The organism is Luteimonas sp. 22616, from assembly GCF_052044325.1.
In the GTDB taxonomy this organism is placed as follows: domain Bacteria; phylum Pseudomonadota; class Gammaproteobacteria; order Xanthomonadales; family Xanthomonadaceae; genus Luteimonas.
In genome coordinates, this window is sequence record NZ_JBQEMW010000001.1 from 441,980 (window position 1) to 462,268 (window position 20,289).

Sequence of the window (20,289 nt, forward strand, 5' to 3'; positions counted from 1 at the left end):
AGAACGGATTGGGGCCTACTCGTCCTCGTCGTCCTCGAACTCCACCAGCGCCTCCAGCTCGAACGCCAGAGCGTCGACCGCCTCGCGGACCTTGCGGCCGGTGGATTCGTTGGGCACGTCGATCTCGATCTCGTGCATCTGCGGGCCCTCGACATCGCTGAGCCCGGCCGAGCTCGAATCCGCATCGTCCATGTGCGTCATCAGGTCGCCGATCTCTTCGACATGCTCGATCCCGTCGAGACTCAGCAGCAGGTTCATCACTGCACGGACGGCATCGTCGCTGCCGGTCAGGCGGATTCGGAGCAGGGCCATCTTGCGTGGTTCCTTGCACGTGTGGGGTGCAAGGAGGCTAGCCCGGAAAAAGCTAAACGCGCGTGACGGATCCGCTCAGGGCTGCGTCGTCGCCGGCGGTTCGCGGGTGGGGATGGTGATGTTGCACAGGTCGATGTGGCCGGCAGGCCGCTTGTACCAGTCGTCGCGGCGGTTGCGGCGCGATTCGACCACGGCGTCGAACAACGGCGTGTCGGTGCGCAGCACCTGCAGCTGCGTGCGTTCGGCCTCGGGCACGTCGGCGGCGAGCCGGATCGACTTGATCGGCACGCGCTGCGCGGCCTGCTCGTAGAAGCCCAGCGGGCCGGTGCCGCGCGGCAGCACGCTCAACAGTTCCATTCCTTCCACCACGCGCCCGACCAGGGTGATGTTGCGGTCGAGCTGGCGCGGCGACTGCCCGTCGACCACGTACAGCTCGGTGCCGTCGCTGGAATCGGCGGCCATGTCGCGGCCGGCGCCGACCGCGCCGTAGCAGTGCGTGAGCCACGCCTCACCAGCCTGCGGGTCGCGCGCCGCCGGGAAGCCGGCGGCGAAACCCACCTGCGGCGCCCAGCCGTCCTTGTCCGGCAATGGGTGGAAGGACAGGCCGTCGGCCTTGCGTTCGAACTCGGCCGGCAGCTTCGCCTTCGCGCTGCCCAGCGGCTTGCGCGGCTGGCCTTCCTCGGCCGGATCGCCCCACTGCACGACGAAGTTGTCCTGCGAGCGGTTGATGCTCATGCCGTTCCAGTAGCCCTCGTGCGCGAGGGTGCGGATGTTGCCCACGTGTTCCGGCGCGAAGTCGGGGGCCAGCTCGATCACCACGCGGCCGGAGGCCAGTTCCAGGTAGAGCGTGCTGGCCGGATCGAGCGTGCGCCAGTCGGCGGGCTGCGAGGCGTCCAGCAGTTCCTGCGTGGTCTTCGGCTTCTGCGCCTCGTCGGCGCAAACGGCGAGCGACGGCGTGAGGGTGGCGGCAACCAGCAGGGCGAGCAGGGCAGGGCGCATTCGTGGACCTCGTGCGGATGTCGGATCAGCCGAGTGTAGCCGCGGCGCCGGGGCCGGCATGACTAGCGGCACATTCGCTATAGCGAACTTCGCAATAGCATTGTCTCCAACCCAGCAAGAGCGCCGCCATGGGCGACTTCGACCCGGCCATCACCGAACAGCAGCTGCGCAAGTTCCAGAAGGAGCTCAGCGCCGGCACCGTGTCGCTGGCGTTGCTGGCGGTGCTGGGTGCGGCCAGCGAGCCGATGTACGGCTACCAGATCGCCAAGCGGCTGGAGCGCTTCGGCGACGGGGTGCTCAGCGGCAAGCAGAGCGCGCTGTATCCGGTGCTGCGCAACCTGGGCGCGGCCGGGTTGCTGGACAGCCACGTCGAACCGTCGATGTCCGGGCCGCCGCGGCGCTACTACCAGCTCACCGCCGCAGGCCGCGCCACCCTGTACGAATGGAGCGCCGCCTGGCGCGCCACCCGCGATTCCGTCGATGCCGTCCTCAAGGGCCTGATGCCATGACCACCGCACTGCCGACCAACATCCCCGACTATCTCGCGCAGTTGCGCCAGGCCCTCGCCGACGCCGACCCGGCGCTGATGCAGGACGCGCTCTACGACGCCGAGGAATACCTGCGCTCGGAACTCGCGGAAAACCTGGACAAGTCGGAAGCCGAAGTGATCGCCGCCGTCGCGTCCAGCTATGGCGCGCCGGAGGAGGTCGCCGACATCTACCGCGACACCGAGGTCAAGGTGCAGACGGCGTTGCGCGCGCCGCCGCCGCGCCCGCGCAAGTCACTGGCCGGCCGCTTCTTCGGCGTCGCCGCCGACCCGCGCGCCTATGCCGCGCTGTTCTACATGGTGCTGAGCCTGGCTACCGGGCTGTTCTATTTCGTGTGGGTGGTGGCCGGCGTTTCGCTTTCGGCGGGATTTGCCGCACTGATCATCGGAATTCCGTTCCTGATCCTGTTCCTGGGCTCGATCCGGATGCTGTCGCTGCTCGAAGGCCGCATCGTCGAGGTGATGCTGGGCGAGCGCATGCCGCGCCGGCCGCTCTACGGCAATCGCGGCAGGCCGCTGCTGGAGCGGATCAAGGACATGTTCCTGGATCCGCGCACCTGGAGCACGGTGCTGTACTTCCTGGCGATGCTGCCGTTGGGGATCCTGTACTTCACGCTCGCGGTAAGCCTGGCGGCCGTGTCGCTGTCGCTGATACTCGCGCCGCTGGCGCTGCTTCCGGGCGTGCACTTCAGCCTGTGGATCTTCGGTATCGACGTACCGGCCCAGGCGCCCTGGATGTTGCCGCTGCTGACCGTTGCGGGCGTGGCATTGCTGTTCGCGACCCTGCACCTGGCGCGCGGCATCGGCAGGCTGCACGGGACGTTCGCCAAGCACCTGCTGGTGAAGTCGGCGCAGTACGCCTGACCTCTCCAGAGATCGCCCTTTTTGTCCCTGGCGAGCCATTCCGGAGGTGCCTGATGAAAACATGCATGTTGACCGTGGTGCTCCTGATCTGGTCGGCGACCGCATCGGCGCAACAGTTCGAGCTTCCACGGGGGGATGGTGGAGCAACGCCGGAAGTGGCCATCGCCGGACTTTTCGGCAAGGTGATCGCAGCCCGCAAATCGGGTGGTGCGGAATTTCCCGATGGCAGTTTCGCCCACCTGCAGATCGCCGCCGGGCGTCATGCCGATGCTGCGGCGACGATCCATGCCATCGTGCGTGAGTTGGTCGATGCCGGCGACGTACGGCGAGCGGACCGCTGGACGCCATATCTGGTGTATGCGCAGGCGAGGGCGATCGAGTCCGGCAGCGGAGTTCCATTCGATGCCGCCTATGGACGGGCCTTCCGAGAACGCTTCGGCAACACCGACGACATGGCGGCCAATCGTGCGCAGTACTGGTTCATGGCTGACCTGGATCGTGCCCGTGCGGATCTCGACGGGGTGTTGAAGGAGCACGCGGGCAGCAGGTCCGTTTCTTTGCCGGATGCGCTCGAATTGGCTCGTCAGCACGCGTTCGTCGAGGTCTATGAAGCGGCGACGCGGCTTGGCCCGGCGCTGATCGCGGAAGATGAGCAGGCACGCTATGTCGTCGAAGAGAACCGTGTCTTCACGACGGCGCAGGGCGCGACGCTGTCCGCGGTGGTTGTGCGTACGCGAAAGCAGCCGGAGCGAAAGCCTGTAGCGTTGCTTTTCACCATTTACACGGATCTCAGACAGCATCTGCAACAGGCCATGCAGGCCGCTGCACGCGGCTACGTGGGCGTGGTCGTTGATGCGCGCGGAAAGCGGCTGAGCACGGATCGGATCATGCCGTACGAGCACGAGGCCGACGACGCGAATGCCGCGGTCGATTGGGCCAGCCGGCAACCGTGGAGCAACGGAGAGGTTGGCATGTACGGCGGGAGCTATTCGGGCTTCGCCGCATGGGCCGCGGCGAAGCGTGGCCATCCTGCATTGAAGACGATCGTTCCCTATGTCGCGGCCATTCCAGGGCAGGGGCTGCCGATGGAGAACAACGTTTTCCTCAGCGCCAATTACGGCTGGGCATTCTTCGTTGCGAACAACCGGTTTCTCGACAACGACACTTACTCGCAGCGCGAACGCTGGAACGCACTGGATGAAAAGTGGTTCAAGAGCGGCCGGCCATACCGCGAAATCGATCGGGTGGATGGCACGCCGAATCCACTGCTGCAGCGCTGGCTGCTTCATCCCGCCTACGATGCCTATTGGCAGGCGATGGTGCCGTACAAGGAGGACTTCTCGCGGATCGACATCCCGGTGCTGTCGATCACCGGCTACTACGACGACGGCCAGATTTCCGCATTGCACTATTTCAAGGAACATTACCGCTACAGGCCGGACGCGGAACATTACCTGCTGATCGGGCCGTACGACCATTTCGGTGCCCAGGCCCCATTTAAATCCCCGGTCCTGAATGGCTACGGGATCGACCCGGTCGCGCAGTTCGATACGGTGGATGTCACTTTCCAGTGGCTGGATTACGTGATGCGCGGCGGTGCAAGGCCTGAATTGCTGAAGGATCGCGTGAACTACGAAGTGATGGGGGCGAACGAATGGCAGCATGCGCCCTCGCTGGCGGCCGCCGGCGGCGGCTCGATCGATTTTTATCTGTCCGACGCACTCACTGGCGGGCATCGTCTGCTTTCGAAGGAGAAGCCGGCCAGCATCGCCATGCTCGCGCAACAGGTCGACTTCGCGGACCGCAAGACCTACAGCCATGGCTACTATCCGGACCCCATCGTCCGCGATTCATTGCCGGTCGAAAGCGGGCTGTCCTTCATCAGTGCGCCGTTCGATCACCCCGTCACGATCAGCGGAACGTTCTCGGGCGAACTGAAGGCGCGTATCAACAAGCGTGACTTCGATTTCACAGTCGTCCTGTACGAGATGATGGCCGACGGCCGCGTGATGCAGCTTTCGTACTATCTGGGCCGCGCTAGTTTCGCCCGCGACATGGGGACGCGCGTTCTGCTCGAGCCGGGCGAGTGGACGTCGATTCCGTTCGAGCGAACGCGGATGGTGAGTCGCAGGCTGGAGAAGGGCAGTCGCCTGCTGGCGGTGCTGGACGTAGTCAAGGATCCGATGCACCAGGTCAACTACGGTACCGGCAGGGACGTCAGCGACGAATCGATCGCCGACGCGGCGATCCCACTGGATATCGAATGGCGAACGGACAGCTACCTGCGCATCCCGCTGTCGGTGGAAAAGCCTGACTGACCTCGGTCTCGTCTGGGCGGGTCGCAGCCGCGCAGCGGCCAGCCCCACCATCCCGGCGGAAATCAGGATCCATGCTGCCTGCAAGTCCTTGAAGAGAACGGATCCCGGCTTTCACCGAAATGACGAACCAAGGATTTGTTCAGAAATTTCCCGGGGAAGGGAATGATGATCTGACGGTAGGTGTCACCAACTCGCAAGACAGCGTGCCGGCCGTCAGCGCCTGGCTTTGGGGGCTTTCCCTGCGACCTTCGGCGGACGCTTCCCTGTCGCCGGTTTCGCGCCGGAAGCCGCGTGTGCGGTGATGAAATCCCGCACCTGCGGATACACCTGCTCGCGCCAGCGGCGGCCGCTGAAGATGCCATAGTGGCCGGCGCCCTTCACCGTCAGGTGCTCGCGATCGCGCTCGGCTACGCCGGTGCACAGCTTGTGCGCGGCGCGGGTCTGGCCTTCGCCGGAAATGTCGTCGAGCTCGCCCTCGATGGTCATCAGCGCGGTGTCGCGGATCGCGGCCGGGTCCACGCGTTCCCCGCCTACGTCCCACAGCCCGCGCGGCAGCAGGTGCTCCTGGAACACGATGCGCACGGTATCGAGGTAGTAGCGCGCTGGCATGTCGAGCACGGCGTTGTATTCGTCGTAGAAGCGGCGGTGCGCGGCGGCGTCTTCCATGTCGCCCTTCAGCAGGTCCTGGTAGAAATCCCAGTGCGATTCGAAGTGGCGCTCCGGGTTCATCGCCATGAAGCCGGCGTGTTGCAGGAAGCCCGGGTAAACGCGGCGGCCGCTGCCCGGATAGTTCGCCGGCACGGTGTGGATGACGTTGGTTTCGAACCACCACAGCGGCTTCTGCGTGGCGAGGTTGTTGACCGCGGTGGGCGATTCGCGGGTGTCGATCGGGCCGCCCATCATCACCAGCGAGCGCGGGGTCTTCTCGCCGCGTGCGGCCATCAGCGAGACCGCGGCCAGCACCGGCACGGTCGGCTGGCAGACGCTGATCACGTGCAGGTCGTCGGCGCCGATCTCGCGGATGAAGTCCTCGATGTAGCCCACGTAGTCGTCGAGCGAGAACGTGCCCGATTCCTTCGGCACCATGCGCGCGTCGACCCAGTCGGTGACGTAGACCTTGTGGTCGGGCAGCAGGGTACGCACGGTGTCGCGCAGCAGAGTGGCGTGGTGGCCCGACAGCGGCGCGACCACCAGCACGGTGGGGTCGGACTTCATGTCCTTGATGTTGGCGACGTCGTCGGTGTAGCGCTTGAAGCGCAGCAGCCGGCAGAACGGTTTCTCGGCGACCACCTTCTCGATCACCGGCACATCGAAGCCGGAGACCTCGACGGCGTGGATGCCGAAGGCCGGCTTCTCGTAGTCCTTGCCGATGCGGTACAGCAGCTCGTTGCCGGCGGCGATGCGCGCGGCGCCAGGCACCGCCGACAGCCAGCTCTCGCGAGCCGAGAACATGCGGGCGTTGGCCTCGGCCCAGTAAGTCATGGGCGCCATCCACGCGCGGCCGAGTTCGTGCATCTGGTAAAGCAGCATGGGATCGCCAGGTTGCGGGTGCTGCGGCGCAGCATAACGGATCGGTGATGATGGAACTGAACACGCAGCCTTGGAGCCCCGCATGGCCGTTCGCGACCCCGCCATCGACCATCTGCTAGAGCTTCTGGCGCCGCTGGGCGCGGCGACCGCGCGCAGGATGTTCGGCGGATGGGGCGTGTACCTGGACGGCGAGATCGTGGTGCTGTTCGCCCGCGGCGTGGCCTATGCGAAGACGGACGCGCTGACGCGAGCGGACTTCGCGGCGGCGGGCTCGGCGCCGTTCGTGTTCGAGAGCAGGGGGCGGACGGTGGAAACCAGCTACTGGTCGCTGCCGGAGGCGGCGCTCGATTCGTCGGAGGCGCTGCGGCCGTGGGCGCAGCTTGCATTGGCCGCGGCGCGGCGCAAACCGGTGGCGAGAAAAGCGCGCAGCGGCGAGGACAGGCGGGGCTGAGTCGTCCCGGTCATTCAGGGCCGGAACCCACGTCCTGGAACCGGAATGCTGGTTACCCGGCCTCGAGCGCCGTGGCGGCGTCGGCCAGCGTGGGCGAGAGCCAGCAGTGCGAACCGAGCTGGCGGAAGCCGGCGGCCTCGAAGCGCTTGCGATAGAACGCCGCCGACCGCTGCTTGAACTCGTGCTCGTCGCCCTCGGCCTGGTCCTCGCGGGCGAACGTCTCGAGGAATGCGATGCCGCCGCACAGTTCGGCCAGGCCGGGCAGGCCGCGATCGAGTTCGCGTGCCCGCAGGTAGTGCAGCACGTCGCTGCACACCAGCAGGTCCACCGGCGCGCAGGGGCGCAACTGTGCGAAGTCGGCGAAGCGCGCCAAGTGCAGGTTGCGGCTGCGGCCATAGCGGGTGATCGCGTATTCGCTGCTGTCGAAGCCGAGGTACTGCGCCTTCGGCCGAAGCTTCAGCAGTGGCGCACGCCACGCGCCCTCGCCGCAGCCGATGTCGAGCACGCTGCGCAGCGGGCGTTCGAGATGGTATTCGGCGGTGGCCACGGCCAGCGCCACCTTGCGCGCCAGGCGCTGCCTGCCGCCGATGCCGCCGTCGCGGTACCAGCGCTGGAAATAATCCGCGTCGTATTGCTTGCTCATGGCGCAATGATGGCGCCTTCGCGACCGCTTTTGTAGGAGCGCCCCATGGGCGCGATCGGCTTGCCCGAAGAAGGCGACCGCGCCCTTGGGGCGCTCCTACGGAGACCCGATCAGCAGCGAGGTCATCGACAAGGAGCTGCGCACGTCGTCGTTGAAGAACTCCAGCGCATCGCCGTTGCGGCCGTTGGCCAGGGCGTACAGCAGCGGGATGTAGTGTTCGGGCGTGGGGATCGCCAGCGCGGCGTCGTCGAGCGACGGCCAGTCGGCGAGTGCGGCGTGTCGGCCTTCGCGGATGTGGGTGTTGACGGTGTCGCGGAAGCGCATCGCCCACTCCGGCGCGGTGGTGGCGTGGTAGTCGAACAGGCGCAGGTTGTGCACGATGTCGCCGCTGGCGAGGATCAGCACGCCCTCGTCGCGCAGCGGGGCCAGTCGCTGTGCCAGTGCGTAGTGCCAGGCGCCCGGCCGGCGCGTGTCGATGCCCAGTTGCACCACCGGCACGTCGGCGTCGGGATACATCGGCAGCAGCACGCTCCAGGCGCCGTGATCGAGGCCGCGCTGCGGGTCGATGCGTGCGCCTGCGTCGTCGCCCAGCAGTTCGACCACGCGCTGGGCCAGCGCATGGTCGCCGGGCGCGCGGTACTGGACGTCGAATAGGGCCTGCGGGAATCCGTAGAAGTCGTGGATGGTGTCGGGCTTCGCATTCCCCGTGAGTTTTGGCCCGGCGGTTTCCCAGTGCGCCGAGATGCACAGGATGGCGCGAGGCCTGCGAAGGCGCTGGCCGAGCTCACGCCAGCTGCGCGACCACGCGTTGTCGTCGATCGCGTTCATCGGCGAGCCGTGGCCGAGGAACAGCACCGGCATGGGCAGGGTGGACATGGCGTGCTCCGCGGACGGCAACCGTGCGATCCTAGCGCGAGTCCAAGCCACATGGTGTCAGCCAGCATGCAAGCCTATCTGTGGGTCAAGACCGGCCATCTCGTGTTCGTGATCGCGTGGATGGCGGCGCTGTTCTACCTGCCGCGGATCCTGGTCAACCTCGCCGAGGCCGGCGACGAACCGGCGGTGCGTGCGCGGCTGATGCTGATGGGGCGGCGGCTGTACCGCTTCGGCCACATGATGTTCGGCCTCGCGTTCGTGCTGGGGCTGGTGCTGTGGCTCGGCTACCGGGTCTTCCCGGACTTTCCGACGATGGTCGGCGCCGGCACGGGTTGGCTGCACGCCAAGCTGGCGCTGGTGGCGCTGCTGCTGGCGTATTTCAGCTTCGCAGGGCGCTGGCTCAAGGGGCTCGACAAGGGCAGGTCATTGCCGTCGTCGAAGACGCTGCGCTGGTTCAACGAGGTGCCGGTGCTGCTGCTGGTGGCGGTGGTGTACCTGGTGCTCGCCAAGCCGTTCTGAGCGGCGATTGGTGATTCGTGATTGGTAGGAGCGGCTTCAGCCGCGAGTTTTTTGGTGGGTAGCCGGCGGATCCAGAAGCTCGCGGCTGAAGCCGCTCCTACAAAAGACGGAAGGCGTTGATTCCGCCCATCACGGCTTCTTACTGCATGTACCAGCCATGGCTGACCACCAGGCTTTGCCCGGTCAGCGCATTGGTCTCGAATGCGGCCAGCGTCAGCGCGACGTTGGCGACGTCGTCGACGGTGGTGAATTCGCCGTCCACGGTGTCCTTGAGCATCACATTCTTCACCACCTCGTCCTCGCTGATCCCCAGTTCCTTCGCTTGTTCCGGGATCTGCTTTTCCACCAGCGGCGTGCGCACGAAGCCGGGACAGATCACGTTGGCGCGGATGCCGTGCTCGCCGCCTTCCTTCGCCACGGCGCGGCACAGGCCGAGCAGGCCGTGCTTGGCGGTGACGTAAGGTGCCTTGAGCTTCGAGGCCAGGTGCGAATGCACCGAGCCCATGTAGATGATCGCGCCGCCCTGGCCGCGCGACTGCATGTCCTTCATGCACTCGCGGGTGGTGAGGAAGGCGCCGTCGAGGTGGATCGCGAGCATCTTCTTCCAGTCGGCGAAGCTCAGCTCGGTGACGGCGTTGATGATCTGGATGCCGGCATTGGAGACCAGCACGTCGACGCGGCCGTAATGGGCGATCGCCTTCGCAACCCCGTCGACCACCTGCGGCTCGTCGCTCACGTCCATCGCCACCGCGAACGCGTCGCCGCCGGAATCGCGGATCGATGCCGCGACGGCATCGGCGGCGTCTAGCTTCAGGTCGGCGACCACGACCTTGCCGCCGTTGGCCGCATAGACCTCGGCGATGCGCTTGCCCAGGCCGCTGGCGGCGCCGGTGACGAGGCAGACCTTGTTGTCGAGTGGCTTCATGGGCTGGTCCTGCGGGGTTGTTCGTTGGGAAGAGACGGGCTCGCGGATGCCGCCGGGCAATTTCGTCATTCCCGCGGCCTTCAGCAGACGAATGCCTGGTCACGCGGGAATGACGATCAAGTGTCGGAACGCCTTGAAGCCCAGCCTATCGCGCCGCCGCGACCGGATGCCATCGTCCTTCCGGTCAATGCGCCGCCGGCACGAAGGCGCCGATCGCCGGCAGTTCCACCGGCACGCCGTCGTCGCTGCAGGTGTCGGCGGCGCACAGGCGTTCGCGCAGCTTCGGCGTGGCCTGCACGATGAGGTGGTAGATGACGTTCTGCTCGACCGTGCCGCGCACCGCGGCGCTGCCCGGGCCGCGCGCCCAGATGCCGACGTCCTCGCCGCCGTGGCTTTCGCTGGACAGCGGCACGGCGGCTTCCTGCAGGTAGTCCGGGTTGGTGGTGTCGACCTGGGTCAGGTCGGGGCGCCCGTTCGCCGGCTTGTAGCCCTTGCCCATGTGCGGGAAATGCTTGCTGCCGGCCGGCTGCGAATCGCTGGCGCCGGTATAGCCGGGGCCGTTGGCGTAGCCCAGCGTGGTGTAGGGCAGACCGGTGCCGTCCTTCGCCAGTTTTCCAGGCGCGCCGTCGAAGCTGCTCTTGCCGCGCACCTTGCCCAGGATCGGGTTGCCGCGCACCGGATAGCCGACGAAGTTGAGCGCATGCGAATGGTCGGCGGTGACGATGATCAGGGTGTCGTCGGCGGAGGTCGCATCCACGGCGGCCTGCACCGCGCGCGACATCGCAATGGTGTCGTCGAGCGCGCGGAAGGCGTTGCCGTAGTGGTTGGCCATGTCGATGCGCGCGCCCTCGACCATCAGCACATAGCCGTCCGGGTCGCGAGACAGGGTGTGGATCGCGGCGCGCGTCATCTCGGCCAGGTCCGGTTCGCCCCGGGGCGAGGTGTCGCGGTCGTGGTCGAAGCTCATGTGGTCGCGGCCGAACAGGCCCAGCAGGCGCGGCGCATCGGCGGCATCGCGCAGTTGCTGCGTGTTCCAGACATAGGCGCCCTGCGGATGCGCTGCGCGCCATTCGGCGACCAGGTCGCGGCCGTCCTCGCGCTTGCCGTGCTTGCCGGCTTCGGCCGGATCGGCGGCGGTCGTCGGCGTGAACTCGGCGCGTCCGCCGCCGAGCGCAACCACCGGGCCGCCGAAGGGTGTTTCGACCAGCTGCCGCGCGATGTCGTGGCAACCCTGCTGCACGGCGTCGGCCGGCAGGTCGCTGTCGTTCTCCCAGCCGCGCGTCGGCACGTGCGCGTAGGTGGCCGCCGGGGTGGCGTGGGTCAGGCGCGCGGTGCTGACGATGCCGGTGGCCATGCCGGCGCTCTGCGCCAGCTCGAGCCAGGTGAGGTTGTGGTTGCGCAGGCTGCCGGCGCAGTCGTCACTGTGCGAGGCCGGGCCCACCGCGATCGAACCCATGAAGGTCTTCACGCCGGTGGTGATCGCGCTCATGGTGCCGGCCGAATCCGGCGTCTGCGCGTCGGTGTTGTAGGTCTTGCTCAATGCGGTGGCGGGGAAGGTTTCCCACGACAGCGCGTTCTCTTCGCCGGGCTGACCCTTGCGCTGGCCGTCGAGGATGCGCGCGGCGGCGACCGTGGTCAGGCTCATGCCGTCGCCGAGGAACACGATCACGTTCTTCGCCCGCCCGCTCATCGCGCCGTTCGCCGCCGCGCGCGCTGCGCCGCTGCGGTACCACCAGTCCGCGGTCTCGCCCTGCGGATGGGCGACGGCCGGCACGTCGATGGCGATTGCCGCATGGCTGGCGGCAGCAGCGGGCGTGGCTTCGCGCACGTTGCCGGTGCATGCGGCGAGCAGGGTGGCGAGACAGGTGATCGGCAGCACGCGCATTCAGGGGCTCCAGTAGGGGGCGATCGGGGCATTATGCCGTCCGACCCATGGCAGGGCGGCGACACGTGGACGCAAGGCGGACGCTGTGTCGCGCCAGCGACACCGTCACCGCGGCGCGCCTGCGCTATCGTGCGGCGCTCGTCCATTCGCACGCGCGCATCGCTGATGAAGTTGATCTCGGCCTGGTTCAGGATTCCGTTCTGGCAGCGCGTCGCCGCCGGTTTCGTGCTCGGCGCGCTCGCCGGCTGGTGGCTGGGACCGGCGGCGGCCACGTGGTTCAAGCCGCTGGGCGATGTCTACGTCACCCTGATCCGGATGATTGCCACGCCGCTGGTGTTCTTCGCCGTGGCCACCGCGATCTCCAGCCTGCACGGGCAGAAGTCCGTGGCGGCGCTCGGCGGGCGCACCTTCGCGTGGTTCGCCGTGACCGCGGCGCTGGCGGTGTGCATCGGCCTCGGAGTTGGTGCGGTGCTGCAGCCGGGCACCGGCATCAGCGGGTTAGTCGTGGCCCCGGACTACGTGGTGAAGCAGGTCCCCGGACCGGTGCAGGTGCTGCTCGACGTGGTGCCGGCCAATCCGTTCAAGGCGCTGTCGGAAGGCAAGATCCTGCAGGTGATCTTCTTCGCCGCGCTGCTCGGCTTCGCGCTGGTGAAGCTGGGCGAGAAGACCACGCGCCTGCGGGCGCTGCTGGGCGAGGGCAGCGAGGCGATGATCCAGGTCACCCGCTTCGTGCTCGAGTTCACCCCGCTGGGGACGTTCGGCCTGATCGCCGCGCTGGTCGGCGCCTACGGCTTCGAGAAGCTGCTGCCGCTGCTGAGCTTCGTCGGCGCGCTGTACCTGGCCTGCGCGCTGCACATCGTGTTCGTGTACGGCGGCCTGCTGCTGGCGCACGGGCTGAACCCGTGGAAGTTCTTCCGCGGCGCGGCGCCGGCGATGCAGGTGGCCTTCGCCGCCTCGTCGAGCTTCGCCGCGCTGCCGGCGAGCCTGCGCAGCGCCACCCACAACCTCGGGGTCGACAAGGACTACGCCGCGTTCGCGGTGCCGCTGGGCGCCAGCATCAAGATGGACGGCTGCGGCGCGATCTATCCGGCGCTGACGGCGGTGTTCGTGGCGCAGTACTTCGGGCTGGACCTCAGCGCTTCGCAGTACTTCATCATCCTGCTGGCCTCGGTGCTCGGCAGCTTCGGCACCGCCGGCGTCCCGGGCACCGCCATCGTCATGGTCACGCTGGTGCTGAGCGCCGCCGGCCTGCCGCTGGAGGGGATCGGCTACCTGGTGGCCATCGATCGCGTGCTCGACATGATGCGCACGATGACCAACGTCACCGGGCAGATACTGGTGCCGGTGCTGGTGGCCAAGGAAACCGGGCTGCTGGACCGCGATGTCTATGAAGCGGCGTCGACCAACCTCGGCATCGCGGCGGGCGAGGAGAGCGGAGTGGACACGGACGGGGAAATGGACCGGGAAATTGACAGGATCAGGCCGTGACCGCGGCCGACGGCGGATACGTGCTGCAGGAGCGGTTTCCCGGCACCGACGACTACCGCCGCCTGCGCGTGGCGACGGGGCTGTCGCCGCGCTCCGCCGAAGCCGCGGCGCGCGGGCTGCCGAACACGCTCTTCGGCGTCAGCGTGCTGCATGCGGACAGGGTGGTCGGGATGGGTCGGATCATCGGCGACGGTGGCTGCTTCTTCACCGTGGTCGACATCGCGGTCGAGCCCGCGCACCAGAAGCGCGGCCTCGGAAAGCGCATCATGTCGGCCCTCGATGCATGGCTGCGCGAGAACGCGCCGGTGTCGTCGAGCGTGTCGCTGTTCGCGGACGGCGAGGCCAAGCGTCTCTATGCGCAATATGGCTTTGTCGAGACCGGGCCGGTGTCGGTGGGGATGGACTACACCGTCCGCGGCGAGCGTTGAGCCGATATCGAGTTGCCTGTGTGGGAGCGGCCATGGCCGCGGTGATTCCTGCACAGGACAATCGCGGCCATGGCCGCTCCCACAGAGGCTGTTCCAGCGCTTAGGCGCGCGAGTAGCGCCATGACTGCATGCGCCCGTCGCGATACGGCATCACGCCGTGGAACGGGCGCGGGTCGTCGTCGAACACCAGCGGCAGGAATTCGCGGTCGCCTTCCCACATCGGCAGCTCGTGCAGGCGGTCGATCGCAACCCATTCCAGCGTGCCTTCCGGGTTGCGTTCCAGAGGCGTGCCGGTGAAGGCGGTGACCACGAACACGAAGCCCAGCCAGTCCTCGCCGTGCTTGCCGAAGCCGGGCCAGCTGATCGTGCCGCGCAGCGACAGCGCGGTGCATTCGATGCCGGCCTCCTCGGCGATCTCCCGGCGCATGCCGGCGAGCACGTCCTCGTCGGGTTCGATCTTGCCGCCCAGGCCGTTGTACTTGCCCAGGTGGTGGTCGTCGTCGCGCGTGTTGCGGTGGAGCATCAGCACTTGTTTGCCGTCGGGCGACAGCACGTAGCCGAGAGTGGCGACGATCGGCGTGTACGGCATCAGTCGTCGCCCTTGCGCTGCTTCGCGATCTGTTCGTCGAGGGCGCGTGCGGCCTTGTCGGCGTATTCGCGGCAGGTCAGCGGCCCGGCATTGCCGGCGCCGGCCTGGTCGCGGCCGCTGGCGTCGGCGTGCGGGGTCAGCAGCAGGTCGCAGGGCAGGGCGCGGACGACGTCGAAGCTGTGGCGATAGTCGTCGACGATGCGCGGATAGCGCGGGTTGTCGAGCAGCTGGTAGCCCGGCGCGGTGAGGCTGTCGACATAGGCGATGCGCAGCGGCTTGCCGTCGCGGGTGTCGGTCCAGGTCCAGCTCATGCTGCCGGGGGTGTGTCCCGGGGTGGAATGCACGGTCAGGCGCATCCCGCCCAGTTCGACGGTCTCGCCATCGCGGACGATGCGGTCGGCCTGCACCGCCGGGTAGAGGATGTCGTCGCCGAAATGGATGTCGTTGCTGCCGCCGTGGGCGAGCAACACGGCGGATTCGGCATTGCTGACGAGTGCCGCGCCGGTGGCACGCCGGATCGCCGCGAGCGGGCCGGCGTGGTCGCCGTGGGCATGGCTGTGCACGATCAGCTTGAGATCGCCGGGCTGCACGCCCAGCGCACGCATGTGCGCCAGCAGCATGCCGGCGGCCTGCGGCATGCCGCCATCGATCAGCACCGCGCCGGCGTCGGTCTTCACCAGCAGCGCGTTGATGCCTTCGGTGCCGATGCGCCAGGTGTGGTCGGCGACCTGTTGCGGTGCGACGGGCTGGCGCCACGCTTCCCGGACTTCGTAGGCCTGCAGCTGGGGCAGGACGGGCTCGGCGGCGATTGCATGGCCTGCGGACAGGAACAGGCTGGCCAGGAAGAAGAGTCGGAGGCGATTCATGGGATGCGGGCCGCGGGGGGCGTGACAGTTTCGGCGATCGATCGCCGTGCGGCCAGTGCGGGCGCCCTTTGTCGCTTCCGCTTCCCACATGCGCACTGCGGCGAAGCCGGCGCCCATGACTTCTGGCCCGTCTGGCCGCGGGCCGTGGGCGGTACCTTGGCGCCTTCAATCGGGGACAAGGAGAATTCCGTGCGCACGCGACACCTGATGTTGCTGCTGTCCGGCCTGCTGCTCGCATCCACGGCCCAGGCGGCCGAGACGACCAATCCCGATGCGTGGGAGCTGCCGATCGCCACCAAAACCCTCGACAACGGCCTGACCGTGGTCGTGTCCGAAGACCACAGCGCGCCGGTGGTAGGCGTGAGCGTGGTCTACCACGTCGGCATGCGCCTGGAACCGCGCGACCGCACCGGCTTCGCGCACCTGTTCGAGCACCTGATGTTCGAAGGCACGCCGAACGCGAAGGAAGGCGTGTTCGACCGCGTCATCACCGGCGGCGGCGGCCGCAACAACGGCTCCACGCGCGCCGACTTCACCAACTACATCGAGACCGCCCCGGTGTCCGCGCTCGAGCCGATCTTGTGGCTCGAGGCCGATCGCATGAAGACCCTCGACTTCAACCCGGTCACGCTGAAGAACCAGCAGGACGTGGTGAAGGAAGAGATCCGGGTCAACGTGAAGAACCAGCCCTACGGTGGCTTCATGTGGATCGACATCGGCCAGCAGGCCTTCCAGAAGTGGGAGAACAACCACGACGGCTACGGCAGTTTCGAGGATCTGGAAACCGCGAGCCTGGAAGACGTGGCTGCGTTCCACCGCGACTATTACGGCCCCAACAACGCAGTGCTCGGTATTGCCGGCGACGTCACGCCGGAACAGGCATTCGCGCTGGCGGAGAAGTATTTTGGCGACATCCCGGCGCGCAAGACGCCACCGGCCCCGGATTACCGCGAGGGCCTGAACACCGCCGAGAAGCGCGTGCAGCAGTCCGACGCGCTGGCGCAGGTGCCGGCGATCGCGGCGGCCTGGAAGATGCCAGACCGCGGCAGCAAGGACCAGGCGCCGATGGCGGTGCTCGGCGCGCTGCTGGCCAACGGCGATGCGTCGCGGCTGTACCAGGGGCTGGTGAAGGGCCGCGAACTGGCACTCAACGTCGACTCCCTGTACGGCCTGACCAGCGAATGGGAATACGACGGCCCGACGCTGTTCACCGTGTTCGCGCTGTACAAGCCCACCACCGACGCCGACGCCGTGCTCAAGGCGATCGACGAGGAGATCGCGAAGGTCGCGACCGAAGGCGTCGACGACGCCACCCTGCAGCGGGTCAAGACGCAGATGCTGGCCGACTGGTACGACGGGATGGAGATGTTCCTCTCGCGCGCCGACACCCTGGCCAAGCTGCAGACGCTGTGGGGCGACGCCAACGTCGCCAACGAAATCCCCGGCTGGATCGCGGGCGTCACGTCCGGCGACATCCAGCGCGTCGCGAAGACCTACCTGACCCGGGACAACCGCACCGTCATCGACCGCAAGCCCGCCGCCATGCTGCAAGCGCAGCCTGCCGCGGCGCCCGCGGCGAAGAACTGAGGAGGCACGGACATGAACCTCATCCACAAGACCCTGCTGGCCGCCGCCGTCTGCGCGCTGCTGCCGACCACCGCGCTGGCCAAGGACGTGGTGATGCCGAAGGACCTGCCGGCCTATGGCGCCGACAAGCCGCTGCCGGTGCCGCAGATCGAGAAGAAGACCCTGGCCAACGGCCTGGAAGTGTGGGTATTGCCGCGCGACGGCGTGCCGCGCGTGGATTACGTGCTGGCGGTTCGCGGCGCCGGCTATGCGGCCGACGACGCTCCCGGCTTCGCGGCGATGCTCGCCGGCCTGCTTGCCGAGGGCACCGCACAGCATGATTCGAAGGCGATTGCCGAGGCCGCGCAGGGTTACGGCGGCAGCCTGGGCGCGCAGGCCAGCAGCGATGGCATCACCGTCTACGGCAACGCGCTGGCCTCGAACGCCGAGGGCATGCTGCAGTTGCTGGCCGAGGTGTCGCGCTCGCCCGCGTTTCCAGACAGCGAGGTCAAGCTTGCGCAGGCCAACGCGCTGCAGGGCCTGATGGCGGCCGAAGCGCAGCCCGGGTTCAAGGCCGAGCGCGCGCTGGCGCAGGCGGTCTACGGCGACCATCCCTACGGCCATACCCAGCCGACCGAGGAAGCGATCAAGGCGGCCACGCCGACGCAGTTCCGCAGCGCCCACGCGGCGCGCTTCCGCCCGGATCATGCGTTGCTGGTGGTGACAGGCAAGATCGAACCGGCGCACGCGTTCGAACTGGCGCAGGCCGCGTTCGGCGACTGGAAGAACGCCGGCGAACCTATGGCCGAAACACCGGCCGCAGCGGCCAGCACCACGCCGAAGTTCGTGCTGGTGCAGCGCCCGGGCAGCGTGCAGTCCGCGGTGCGGCTGGGGCGGCCGGCGATCGCCGCCACCGATGCGGACTACATCCCGCTGCAGCTGGCCAACGCCGTGGTCGGCGGCGGCTTCAGCAGCCGCCTGATGCAGAACCTGCGAGAGGACAAGGGCTACACCTACGGCGCACGGTCGAGCGTGAGCGCGCTGCGCGAGGGTGGGCGGATCACCGCCAGCGCCGACGTGCGCAACGAGGTCACCGGCGCGTCGTTGAAGGAGTTCATCGGCGAATACGAGCGCCTGGGCAGTGAGCCGGTGCCGGCGCGCGAACTCGACGACACCAAGCGCTACGTCGCCGGCGGCTACCTGATCTCCAACCAGATGCAGGGCGCGGTTGCGTCGATGCTGGCCGGCAACTGGCTGGTCGGGCTGCCGCCGGAGTATCTGGGCCAGTTCGTGCCGAAGATCCGCGCGGTCGATGCCGCGCAGGTGCAGGCGATGGCGAAGAAGTACTACGACCCGAAGGACCAGTCGATCGTGGTGGTCGGTGACGACAAGGCGGTCGCCGAGCAGCTCAAGCCCTACGGCGAGTTCGAGGTGCGGGAGAAGTAGCCCGCAAATAGCCCTCCCCTTCAGGGGGTGCCAATAGCCCTCCGCTTCAAGGAGTGCCAATAGCCCTCCCCTTCAAGGGGAGGGTTGGGTGGGGATGGGTTTCGTTTCCGAAATCGCGAACCTTGGCCCCCTCCCGGCCTTCGCGGGAAAACAGGGCAAAGAGCCCGCGGCCGAAGCCGCTCCCGCGGGTGCTGCCCTTCAGAGCTCGGCGCGCGGAATCGCCAGCCGCCAAGCGCACAGTGCGAGCGGGATCGGCAACAGCATCGCCGTGACCGGCATCCAGTCCGGCTGCGGGACCAGCGCCGCGGCGATGATCACCAGGACCGTGATCGGTGCGCCGATCGCCAGCGCCGCGCCGCCGCGGTGGGGCCGTGCGACCAGCGCCGCGCACCAGGCGCCGAGCAGCGCCGCCAGGCCGAAGCCGGCCACGATGCAGGCCATGGCGCCGGGAGGTGCATTTTCGAGCCAGGCCGCGGCGTCGCGCAGCGAGCGCATCGCGTTCCCGGCGGGCAGCGGATGCAACGCCAGCGCGGCATAGCCGCTGCCGGCGAGTACCAGTGCGGCGGCGATCGCGCCGGATGCGATGCCCAGGGTGGTGCGGACCATCACGACCTCCTTGTGTTGATGTCGCGCCAGCATGGCGGCGCAGTCGCGGCACCGCAAGCCGTCCCTCCCGCTTTTGTGACCATCGCAGCGTCGCCGTGCACAATGCCGGCATGGCCGTTCCCCGTGGACGCCGACGCGAAACGGAGCAGGCATGAGCGGACAGCAGCGCGAACTCGAATTCCGGTTCCTCGCCGAACCCACCGACGTCAACTACGGCGGCAAGGTCCATGGCGGGGTGGTGATGAAGTGGATCGACCAGGTCGGCTATGCCGCCGCCGTGGGCTGGAGCGGGCGCTACAGCGTTACCGTGGCGGTCGGCGGCATCCGCTTCGTGGCCCCGGTCCGGATCAGAGATCTGGTCACGGTGTCGGCCAAGCTGGTCTACACCGGCACCACGTCGATGCATTTTTCCGTCGACGTGCATGCGCGCGACCCGATGGGCGGCGACGAGCGCCTGTGCACGCACTGCGTGATCGTGTTCGTCGCTCTCGACGACGTCGAGGGCAAGCCCGTACCCGTGCCACCCTGGGTGCCGCAGACCGACGACGACCGGCGGCTGTCCGAGTACGCCACCAAGGTGATGGACCTGAGCAAGGGCATCGAGCAGACGGTGGCCCGCTACCGCGCGCCGGCCTGACGCCTGCTGCAAACGACGAAGGCCGCTTGCGCGGCCTCCAGTCCTTGTTCCCTGGTGTGCGACCCGATCAGCTGCCGGTGACGCGCCGGGCCTGCGTGAACTTGCGGCTCCAGTAGCCGTCGGTGAGGCTGGACACCATCACGTCCTTGCCGGTGCGCGGGGCGTGGACGAAGCGGCCGTTGCCCACGTAGATGCCGACATGGTCGACGCGCTTGCCGCGGCGGCTGAAGAACACCAGGTCGCCGGCGCTCAGGGCGTCGCGATTGACCTTCTCGCCGCTGGTCGCCATCTGCCGCGAGACCCGCGGCAGCTCGATGCCCAGCGCGCTGCGGAACACGTAGCCGACCAGGCCGCTGCAGTCGAAGCCTTCGGTAGAACTGCCGCCCCAGCGGTACGGCGTGCCGAGCAGGGCCAGCGCGCGCTTGAGCAGGGTCTGGACGCGGCCATCGGCGTCGGCCGGGATGCCGACCGGGCTTGTGGTGCCGGCATCGATCAGCTTGTTGACGTCGTTGGCGAACAACATGTTGCGCTGCTCGGCCAGGACCGGCGCGGCGGCGGTTTCGCTGAGTGGGGTGCTGACATGCAGCTGGTCGGCCGAATCGGCGGCCAGGCCGGTCGCGGCAAACGCGGAACCGGTGCCCAGGAGGGCAAGGAGCGGGAGGAGAACGGAGAACGCCGGGATGGAGCGGCGGACGACTCGATTACGGCTTGGGGCTGGATCTTTCGTCGTCACTCGGCGTCATTCACGGTTGTCTGCAGCGCGTGATGGTGCCCCAGCGACCGCATGGGGTTGT

Annotated in this window: 21 protein-coding genes; 10 read left to right on the forward strand and 11 right to left on the reverse strand. The window is 67.8% G+C overall.

Features of this window, described 5'->3' with window-relative positions; all coding sequences use genetic code 11:
- Positions 1 to 15: 15 nt before the first annotated feature.
- Both ACTJIL_RS02055 and ACTJIL_RS02060 read right to left on the reverse strand, forming a co-directional pair.
- Positions 16 to 312: a hypothetical protein gene (locus tag ACTJIL_RS02055; RefSeq protein ID WP_440753934.1), complete on the reverse strand. Its 297-nt coding sequence runs from the start codon at positions 310 to 312 to the stop codon at positions 16 to 18.
- A gap of 75 nt (positions 313 to 387) precedes the next feature.
- Positions 388 to 1,311 (reverse strand): peptidylprolyl isomerase, encoded by a 924-nt coding sequence (locus tag ACTJIL_RS02060; protein ID WP_440753935.1) that lies wholly within the window; start codon positions 1,309 to 1,311, stop codon positions 388 to 390.
- A gap of 128 nt (positions 1,312 to 1,439) precedes the next feature.
- Between ACTJIL_RS02060 and ACTJIL_RS02065 the strand changes: the two genes are divergently transcribed.
- The 3 genes from ACTJIL_RS02065 (at position 1,440) to ACTJIL_RS02075 (ending at position 5,040) form a co-directional block, all read left to right on the forward strand.
- On the forward strand, positions 1,440 to 1,820 hold the full coding sequence (locus ACTJIL_RS02065) for a PadR family transcriptional regulator (RefSeq protein ID WP_440753936.1): 381 nt from the start codon (positions 1,440 to 1,442) through the stop codon (positions 1,818 to 1,820).
- A complete protein-coding gene (locus ACTJIL_RS02070) occupies positions 1,817 to 2,722 on the forward strand; it encodes a sensor domain-containing protein (RefSeq protein ID WP_440753937.1) in 906 nt (301 codons plus the stop codon). Before ACTJIL_RS02065 ends, ACTJIL_RS02070 begins: the two co-directional genes overlap by 4 nt.
- Before the next feature lie 65 nt (positions 2,723 to 2,787).
- On the forward strand, positions 2,788 to 5,040 hold the full coding sequence (locus ACTJIL_RS02075) for a CocE/NonD family hydrolase (protein WP_440753938.1): 2,253 nt from the start codon (positions 2,788 to 2,790) through the stop codon (positions 5,038 to 5,040).
- A 213-nt stretch (positions 5,041 to 5,253) separates the two neighbouring features.
- On the opposite strand, the gene ACTJIL_RS02080 is transcribed toward ACTJIL_RS02075, so the two are convergent.
- The gene (locus ACTJIL_RS02080) at positions 5,254 to 6,570 is read right to left on the reverse strand and encodes a polyhydroxyalkanoate depolymerase (RefSeq protein WP_440753939.1); all 1,317 of its coding nucleotides are present in this window, start codon (positions 6,568 to 6,570) and stop codon (positions 5,254 to 5,256) included.
- Between the two features lie 82 nt (positions 6,571 to 6,652).
- Here ACTJIL_RS02080 and ACTJIL_RS02085 point away from each other — a divergent pair, with 82 nt between their 5' ends.
- Positions 6,653 to 7,021 (forward strand): TfoX/Sxy family protein, encoded by a 369-nt coding sequence (locus tag ACTJIL_RS02085; protein WP_440753940.1) that lies wholly within the window; start codon positions 6,653 to 6,655, stop codon positions 7,019 to 7,021.
- A 52-nt stretch (positions 7,022 to 7,073) separates the two neighbouring features.
- Here the strand turns inward: ACTJIL_RS02085 and ACTJIL_RS02090 are convergent, their stop codons facing one another.
- Together ACTJIL_RS02090 and ygiD are read right to left on the reverse strand one after the other, a co-directional pair.
- A complete protein-coding gene (locus ACTJIL_RS02090; RefSeq protein ID WP_440753941.1) occupies positions 7,074 to 7,664 on the reverse strand; it encodes a class I SAM-dependent DNA methyltransferase in 591 nt (196 codons plus the stop codon).
- Between the two features lie 96 nt (positions 7,665 to 7,760).
- Positions 7,761 to 8,540 carry a 4,5-DOPA dioxygenase extradiol gene (gene ygiD / locus ACTJIL_RS02095; RefSeq protein ID WP_440753942.1) on the reverse strand — a complete coding sequence of 260 codons (780 nt, stop codon included), beginning with the start codon at positions 8,538 to 8,540 and terminating at the stop codon, positions 7,761 to 7,763.
- 66 nt (positions 8,541 to 8,606) lie between these two features.
- Between ygiD and ACTJIL_RS02100 the strand changes: the two genes are divergently transcribed.
- Positions 8,607 to 9,059, forward strand: a complete 453-nt coding sequence (locus ACTJIL_RS02100) for a CopD family protein (protein WP_440753943.1) — start codon at positions 8,607 to 8,609, stop codon at positions 9,057 to 9,059.
- 139 nt (positions 9,060 to 9,198) lie between these two features.
- Here the strand turns inward: ACTJIL_RS02100 and ACTJIL_RS02105 are convergent, their stop codons facing one another.
- Both ACTJIL_RS02105 and ACTJIL_RS02110 read right to left on the reverse strand, forming a co-directional pair.
- Positions 9,199 to 9,984: a 3-hydroxybutyrate dehydrogenase gene (locus ACTJIL_RS02105; protein WP_440753944.1), complete on the reverse strand. Its 786-nt coding sequence runs from the start codon at positions 9,982 to 9,984 to the stop codon at positions 9,199 to 9,201.
- A 184-nt stretch (positions 9,985 to 10,168) separates the two neighbouring features.
- The gene (locus tag ACTJIL_RS02110) at positions 10,169 to 11,869 is read right to left on the reverse strand and encodes an alkaline phosphatase (RefSeq protein WP_440753945.1); all 1,701 of its coding nucleotides are present in this window, start codon (positions 11,867 to 11,869) and stop codon (positions 10,169 to 10,171) included.
- A gap of 165 nt (positions 11,870 to 12,034) precedes the next feature.
- On the opposite strand from ACTJIL_RS02110, the gene ACTJIL_RS02115 reads away from it, so the two are divergent.
- Together ACTJIL_RS02115 and ACTJIL_RS02120 are read left to right on the forward strand one after the other, a co-directional pair.
- Positions 12,035 to 13,357: a dicarboxylate/amino acid:cation symporter gene (locus ACTJIL_RS02115; protein WP_440753946.1), complete on the forward strand. Its 1,323-nt coding sequence runs from the start codon at positions 12,035 to 12,037 to the stop codon at positions 13,355 to 13,357.
- Positions 13,354 to 13,785 carry a GNAT family N-acetyltransferase gene (locus ACTJIL_RS02120; RefSeq protein WP_440753947.1) on the forward strand — a complete coding sequence of 144 codons (432 nt, stop codon included), beginning with the start codon at positions 13,354 to 13,356 and terminating at the stop codon, positions 13,783 to 13,785. Before ACTJIL_RS02115 ends, ACTJIL_RS02120 begins: the two co-directional genes overlap by 4 nt.
- A gap of 100 nt (positions 13,786 to 13,885) precedes the next feature.
- Here the strand turns inward: ACTJIL_RS02120 and ACTJIL_RS02125 are convergent, their stop codons facing one another.
- Together ACTJIL_RS02125 and bla are read right to left on the reverse strand one after the other, a co-directional pair.
- Complete coding sequence (locus ACTJIL_RS02125; protein ID WP_440753948.1) at positions 13,886 to 14,374, reverse strand: NUDIX hydrolase; 489 nt, start codon at positions 14,372 to 14,374, stop codon at positions 13,886 to 13,888.
- Positions 14,374 to 15,240: a subclass B3 metallo-beta-lactamase gene (bla, locus tag ACTJIL_RS02130; protein ID WP_440753949.1), complete on the reverse strand. Its 867-nt coding sequence runs from the start codon at positions 15,238 to 15,240 to the stop codon at positions 14,374 to 14,376. Before bla ends, ACTJIL_RS02125 begins: the two co-directional genes overlap by 1 nt.
- Positions 15,241 to 15,429: 189 nt before the next feature.
- Here bla and ACTJIL_RS02135 point away from each other — a divergent pair, with 189 nt between their 5' ends.
- Positions 15,430 to 16,827, forward strand: coding sequence for a M16 family metallopeptidase (locus ACTJIL_RS02135; protein ID WP_440753950.1), 1,398 nt, complete (start codon positions 15,430 to 15,432; stop codon positions 16,825 to 16,827).
- A gap of 12 nt (positions 16,828 to 16,839) precedes the next feature.
- Complete coding sequence (locus ACTJIL_RS02140; protein ID WP_440753951.1) at positions 16,840 to 18,252, forward strand: M16 family metallopeptidase; 1,413 nt, start codon at positions 16,840 to 16,842, stop codon at positions 18,250 to 18,252.
- A 198-nt stretch (positions 18,253 to 18,450) separates the two neighbouring features.
- Here ACTJIL_RS02140 and ACTJIL_RS02145 read toward each other — a convergent pair whose 3' ends face one another.
- Positions 18,451 to 18,858 (reverse strand): hypothetical protein, encoded by a 408-nt coding sequence (locus ACTJIL_RS02145; protein ID WP_440753952.1) that lies wholly within the window; start codon positions 18,856 to 18,858, stop codon positions 18,451 to 18,453.
- A gap of 151 nt (positions 18,859 to 19,009) precedes the next feature.
- On the opposite strand from ACTJIL_RS02145, the gene ACTJIL_RS02150 reads away from it, so the two are divergent.
- Positions 19,010 to 19,495 (forward strand): acyl-CoA thioesterase, encoded by a 486-nt coding sequence (locus ACTJIL_RS02150; RefSeq protein WP_440753953.1) that lies wholly within the window; start codon positions 19,010 to 19,012, stop codon positions 19,493 to 19,495.
- A 67-nt stretch (positions 19,496 to 19,562) separates the two neighbouring features.
- Here ACTJIL_RS02150 and ACTJIL_RS02155 read toward each other — a convergent pair whose 3' ends face one another.
- On the reverse strand, positions 19,563 to 20,018 hold the full coding sequence (locus tag ACTJIL_RS02155; RefSeq protein ID WP_440753954.1) for a C40 family peptidase: 456 nt from the start codon (positions 20,016 to 20,018) through the stop codon (positions 19,563 to 19,565).
- Positions 20,019 to 20,289 lie beyond the last annotated feature (271 nt).

Coding starts and splice junctions, on each gene's coding strand:
- ygiD (WP_440753942.1), bottom strand. CDS start 8,540: ATGTCCACCCTGCCCATGCCGGTGCTGTTCCTCGGCCACGGCTCGCCG.
- ACTJIL_RS02075 (WP_440753938.1), top strand. CDS start 2,788: ATGTTGACCGTGGTGCTCCTGATCTGGTCGGCGACCGCATCGGCGCAA.
- ACTJIL_RS02085 (WP_440753940.1), top strand. CDS start 6,653: ATGGCCGTTCGCGACCCCGCCATCGACCATCTGCTAGAGCTTCTGGCG.
- ACTJIL_RS02100 (WP_440753943.1), top strand. CDS start 8,607: ATGCAAGCCTATCTGTGGGTCAAGACCGGCCATCTCGTGTTCGTGATC.
- ACTJIL_RS02150 (WP_440753953.1), top strand. CDS start 19,010: ATGAGCGGACAGCAGCGCGAACTCGAATTCCGGTTCCTCGCCGAACCC.
- ACTJIL_RS02155 (WP_440753954.1), bottom strand. CDS start 20,018: ATGTTGTTCGCCAACGACGTCAACAAGCTGATCGATGCCGGCACCACA.
- ACTJIL_RS02125 (WP_440753948.1), bottom strand. CDS start 14,374: ATGCCGTACACGCCGATCGTCGCCACTCTCGGCTACGTGCTGTCGCCC.
- ACTJIL_RS02065 (WP_440753936.1), top strand. CDS start 1,440: ATGGGCGACTTCGACCCGGCCATCACCGAACAGCAGCTGCGCAAGTTC.
- ACTJIL_RS02145 (WP_440753952.1), bottom strand. CDS start 18,858: ATGGTCCGCACCACCCTGGGCATCGCATCCGGCGCGATCGCCGCCGCA.
- ACTJIL_RS02080 (WP_440753939.1), bottom strand. CDS start 6,570: ATGCTGCTTTACCAGATGCACGAACTCGGCCGCGCGTGGATGGCGCCC.
- ACTJIL_RS02090 (WP_440753941.1), bottom strand. CDS start 7,664: ATGAGCAAGCAATACGACGCGGATTATTTCCAGCGCTGGTACCGCGAC.
- ACTJIL_RS02115 (WP_440753946.1), top strand. CDS start 12,035: ATGAAGTTGATCTCGGCCTGGTTCAGGATTCCGTTCTGGCAGCGCGTC.
- ACTJIL_RS02055 (WP_440753934.1), bottom strand. CDS start 312: ATGGCCCTGCTCCGAATCCGCCTGACCGGCAGCGACGATGCCGTCCGT.
- ACTJIL_RS02070 (WP_440753937.1), top strand. CDS start 1,817: ATGACCACCGCACTGCCGACCAACATCCCCGACTATCTCGCGCAGTTG.
- ACTJIL_RS02105 (WP_440753944.1), bottom strand. CDS start 9,984: ATGAAGCCACTCGACAACAAGGTCTGCCTCGTCACCGGCGCCGCCAGC.
- ACTJIL_RS02110 (WP_440753945.1), bottom strand. CDS start 11,869: ATGCGCGTGCTGCCGATCACCTGTCTCGCCACCCTGCTCGCCGCATGC.
- ACTJIL_RS02060 (WP_440753935.1), bottom strand. CDS start 1,311: ATGCGCCCTGCCCTGCTCGCCCTGCTGGTTGCCGCCACCCTCACGCCG.
- ACTJIL_RS02140 (WP_440753951.1), top strand. CDS start 16,840: ATGAACCTCATCCACAAGACCCTGCTGGCCGCCGCCGTCTGCGCGCTG.
- bla (WP_440753949.1), bottom strand. CDS start 15,240: ATGAATCGCCTCCGACTCTTCTTCCTGGCCAGCCTGTTCCTGTCCGCA.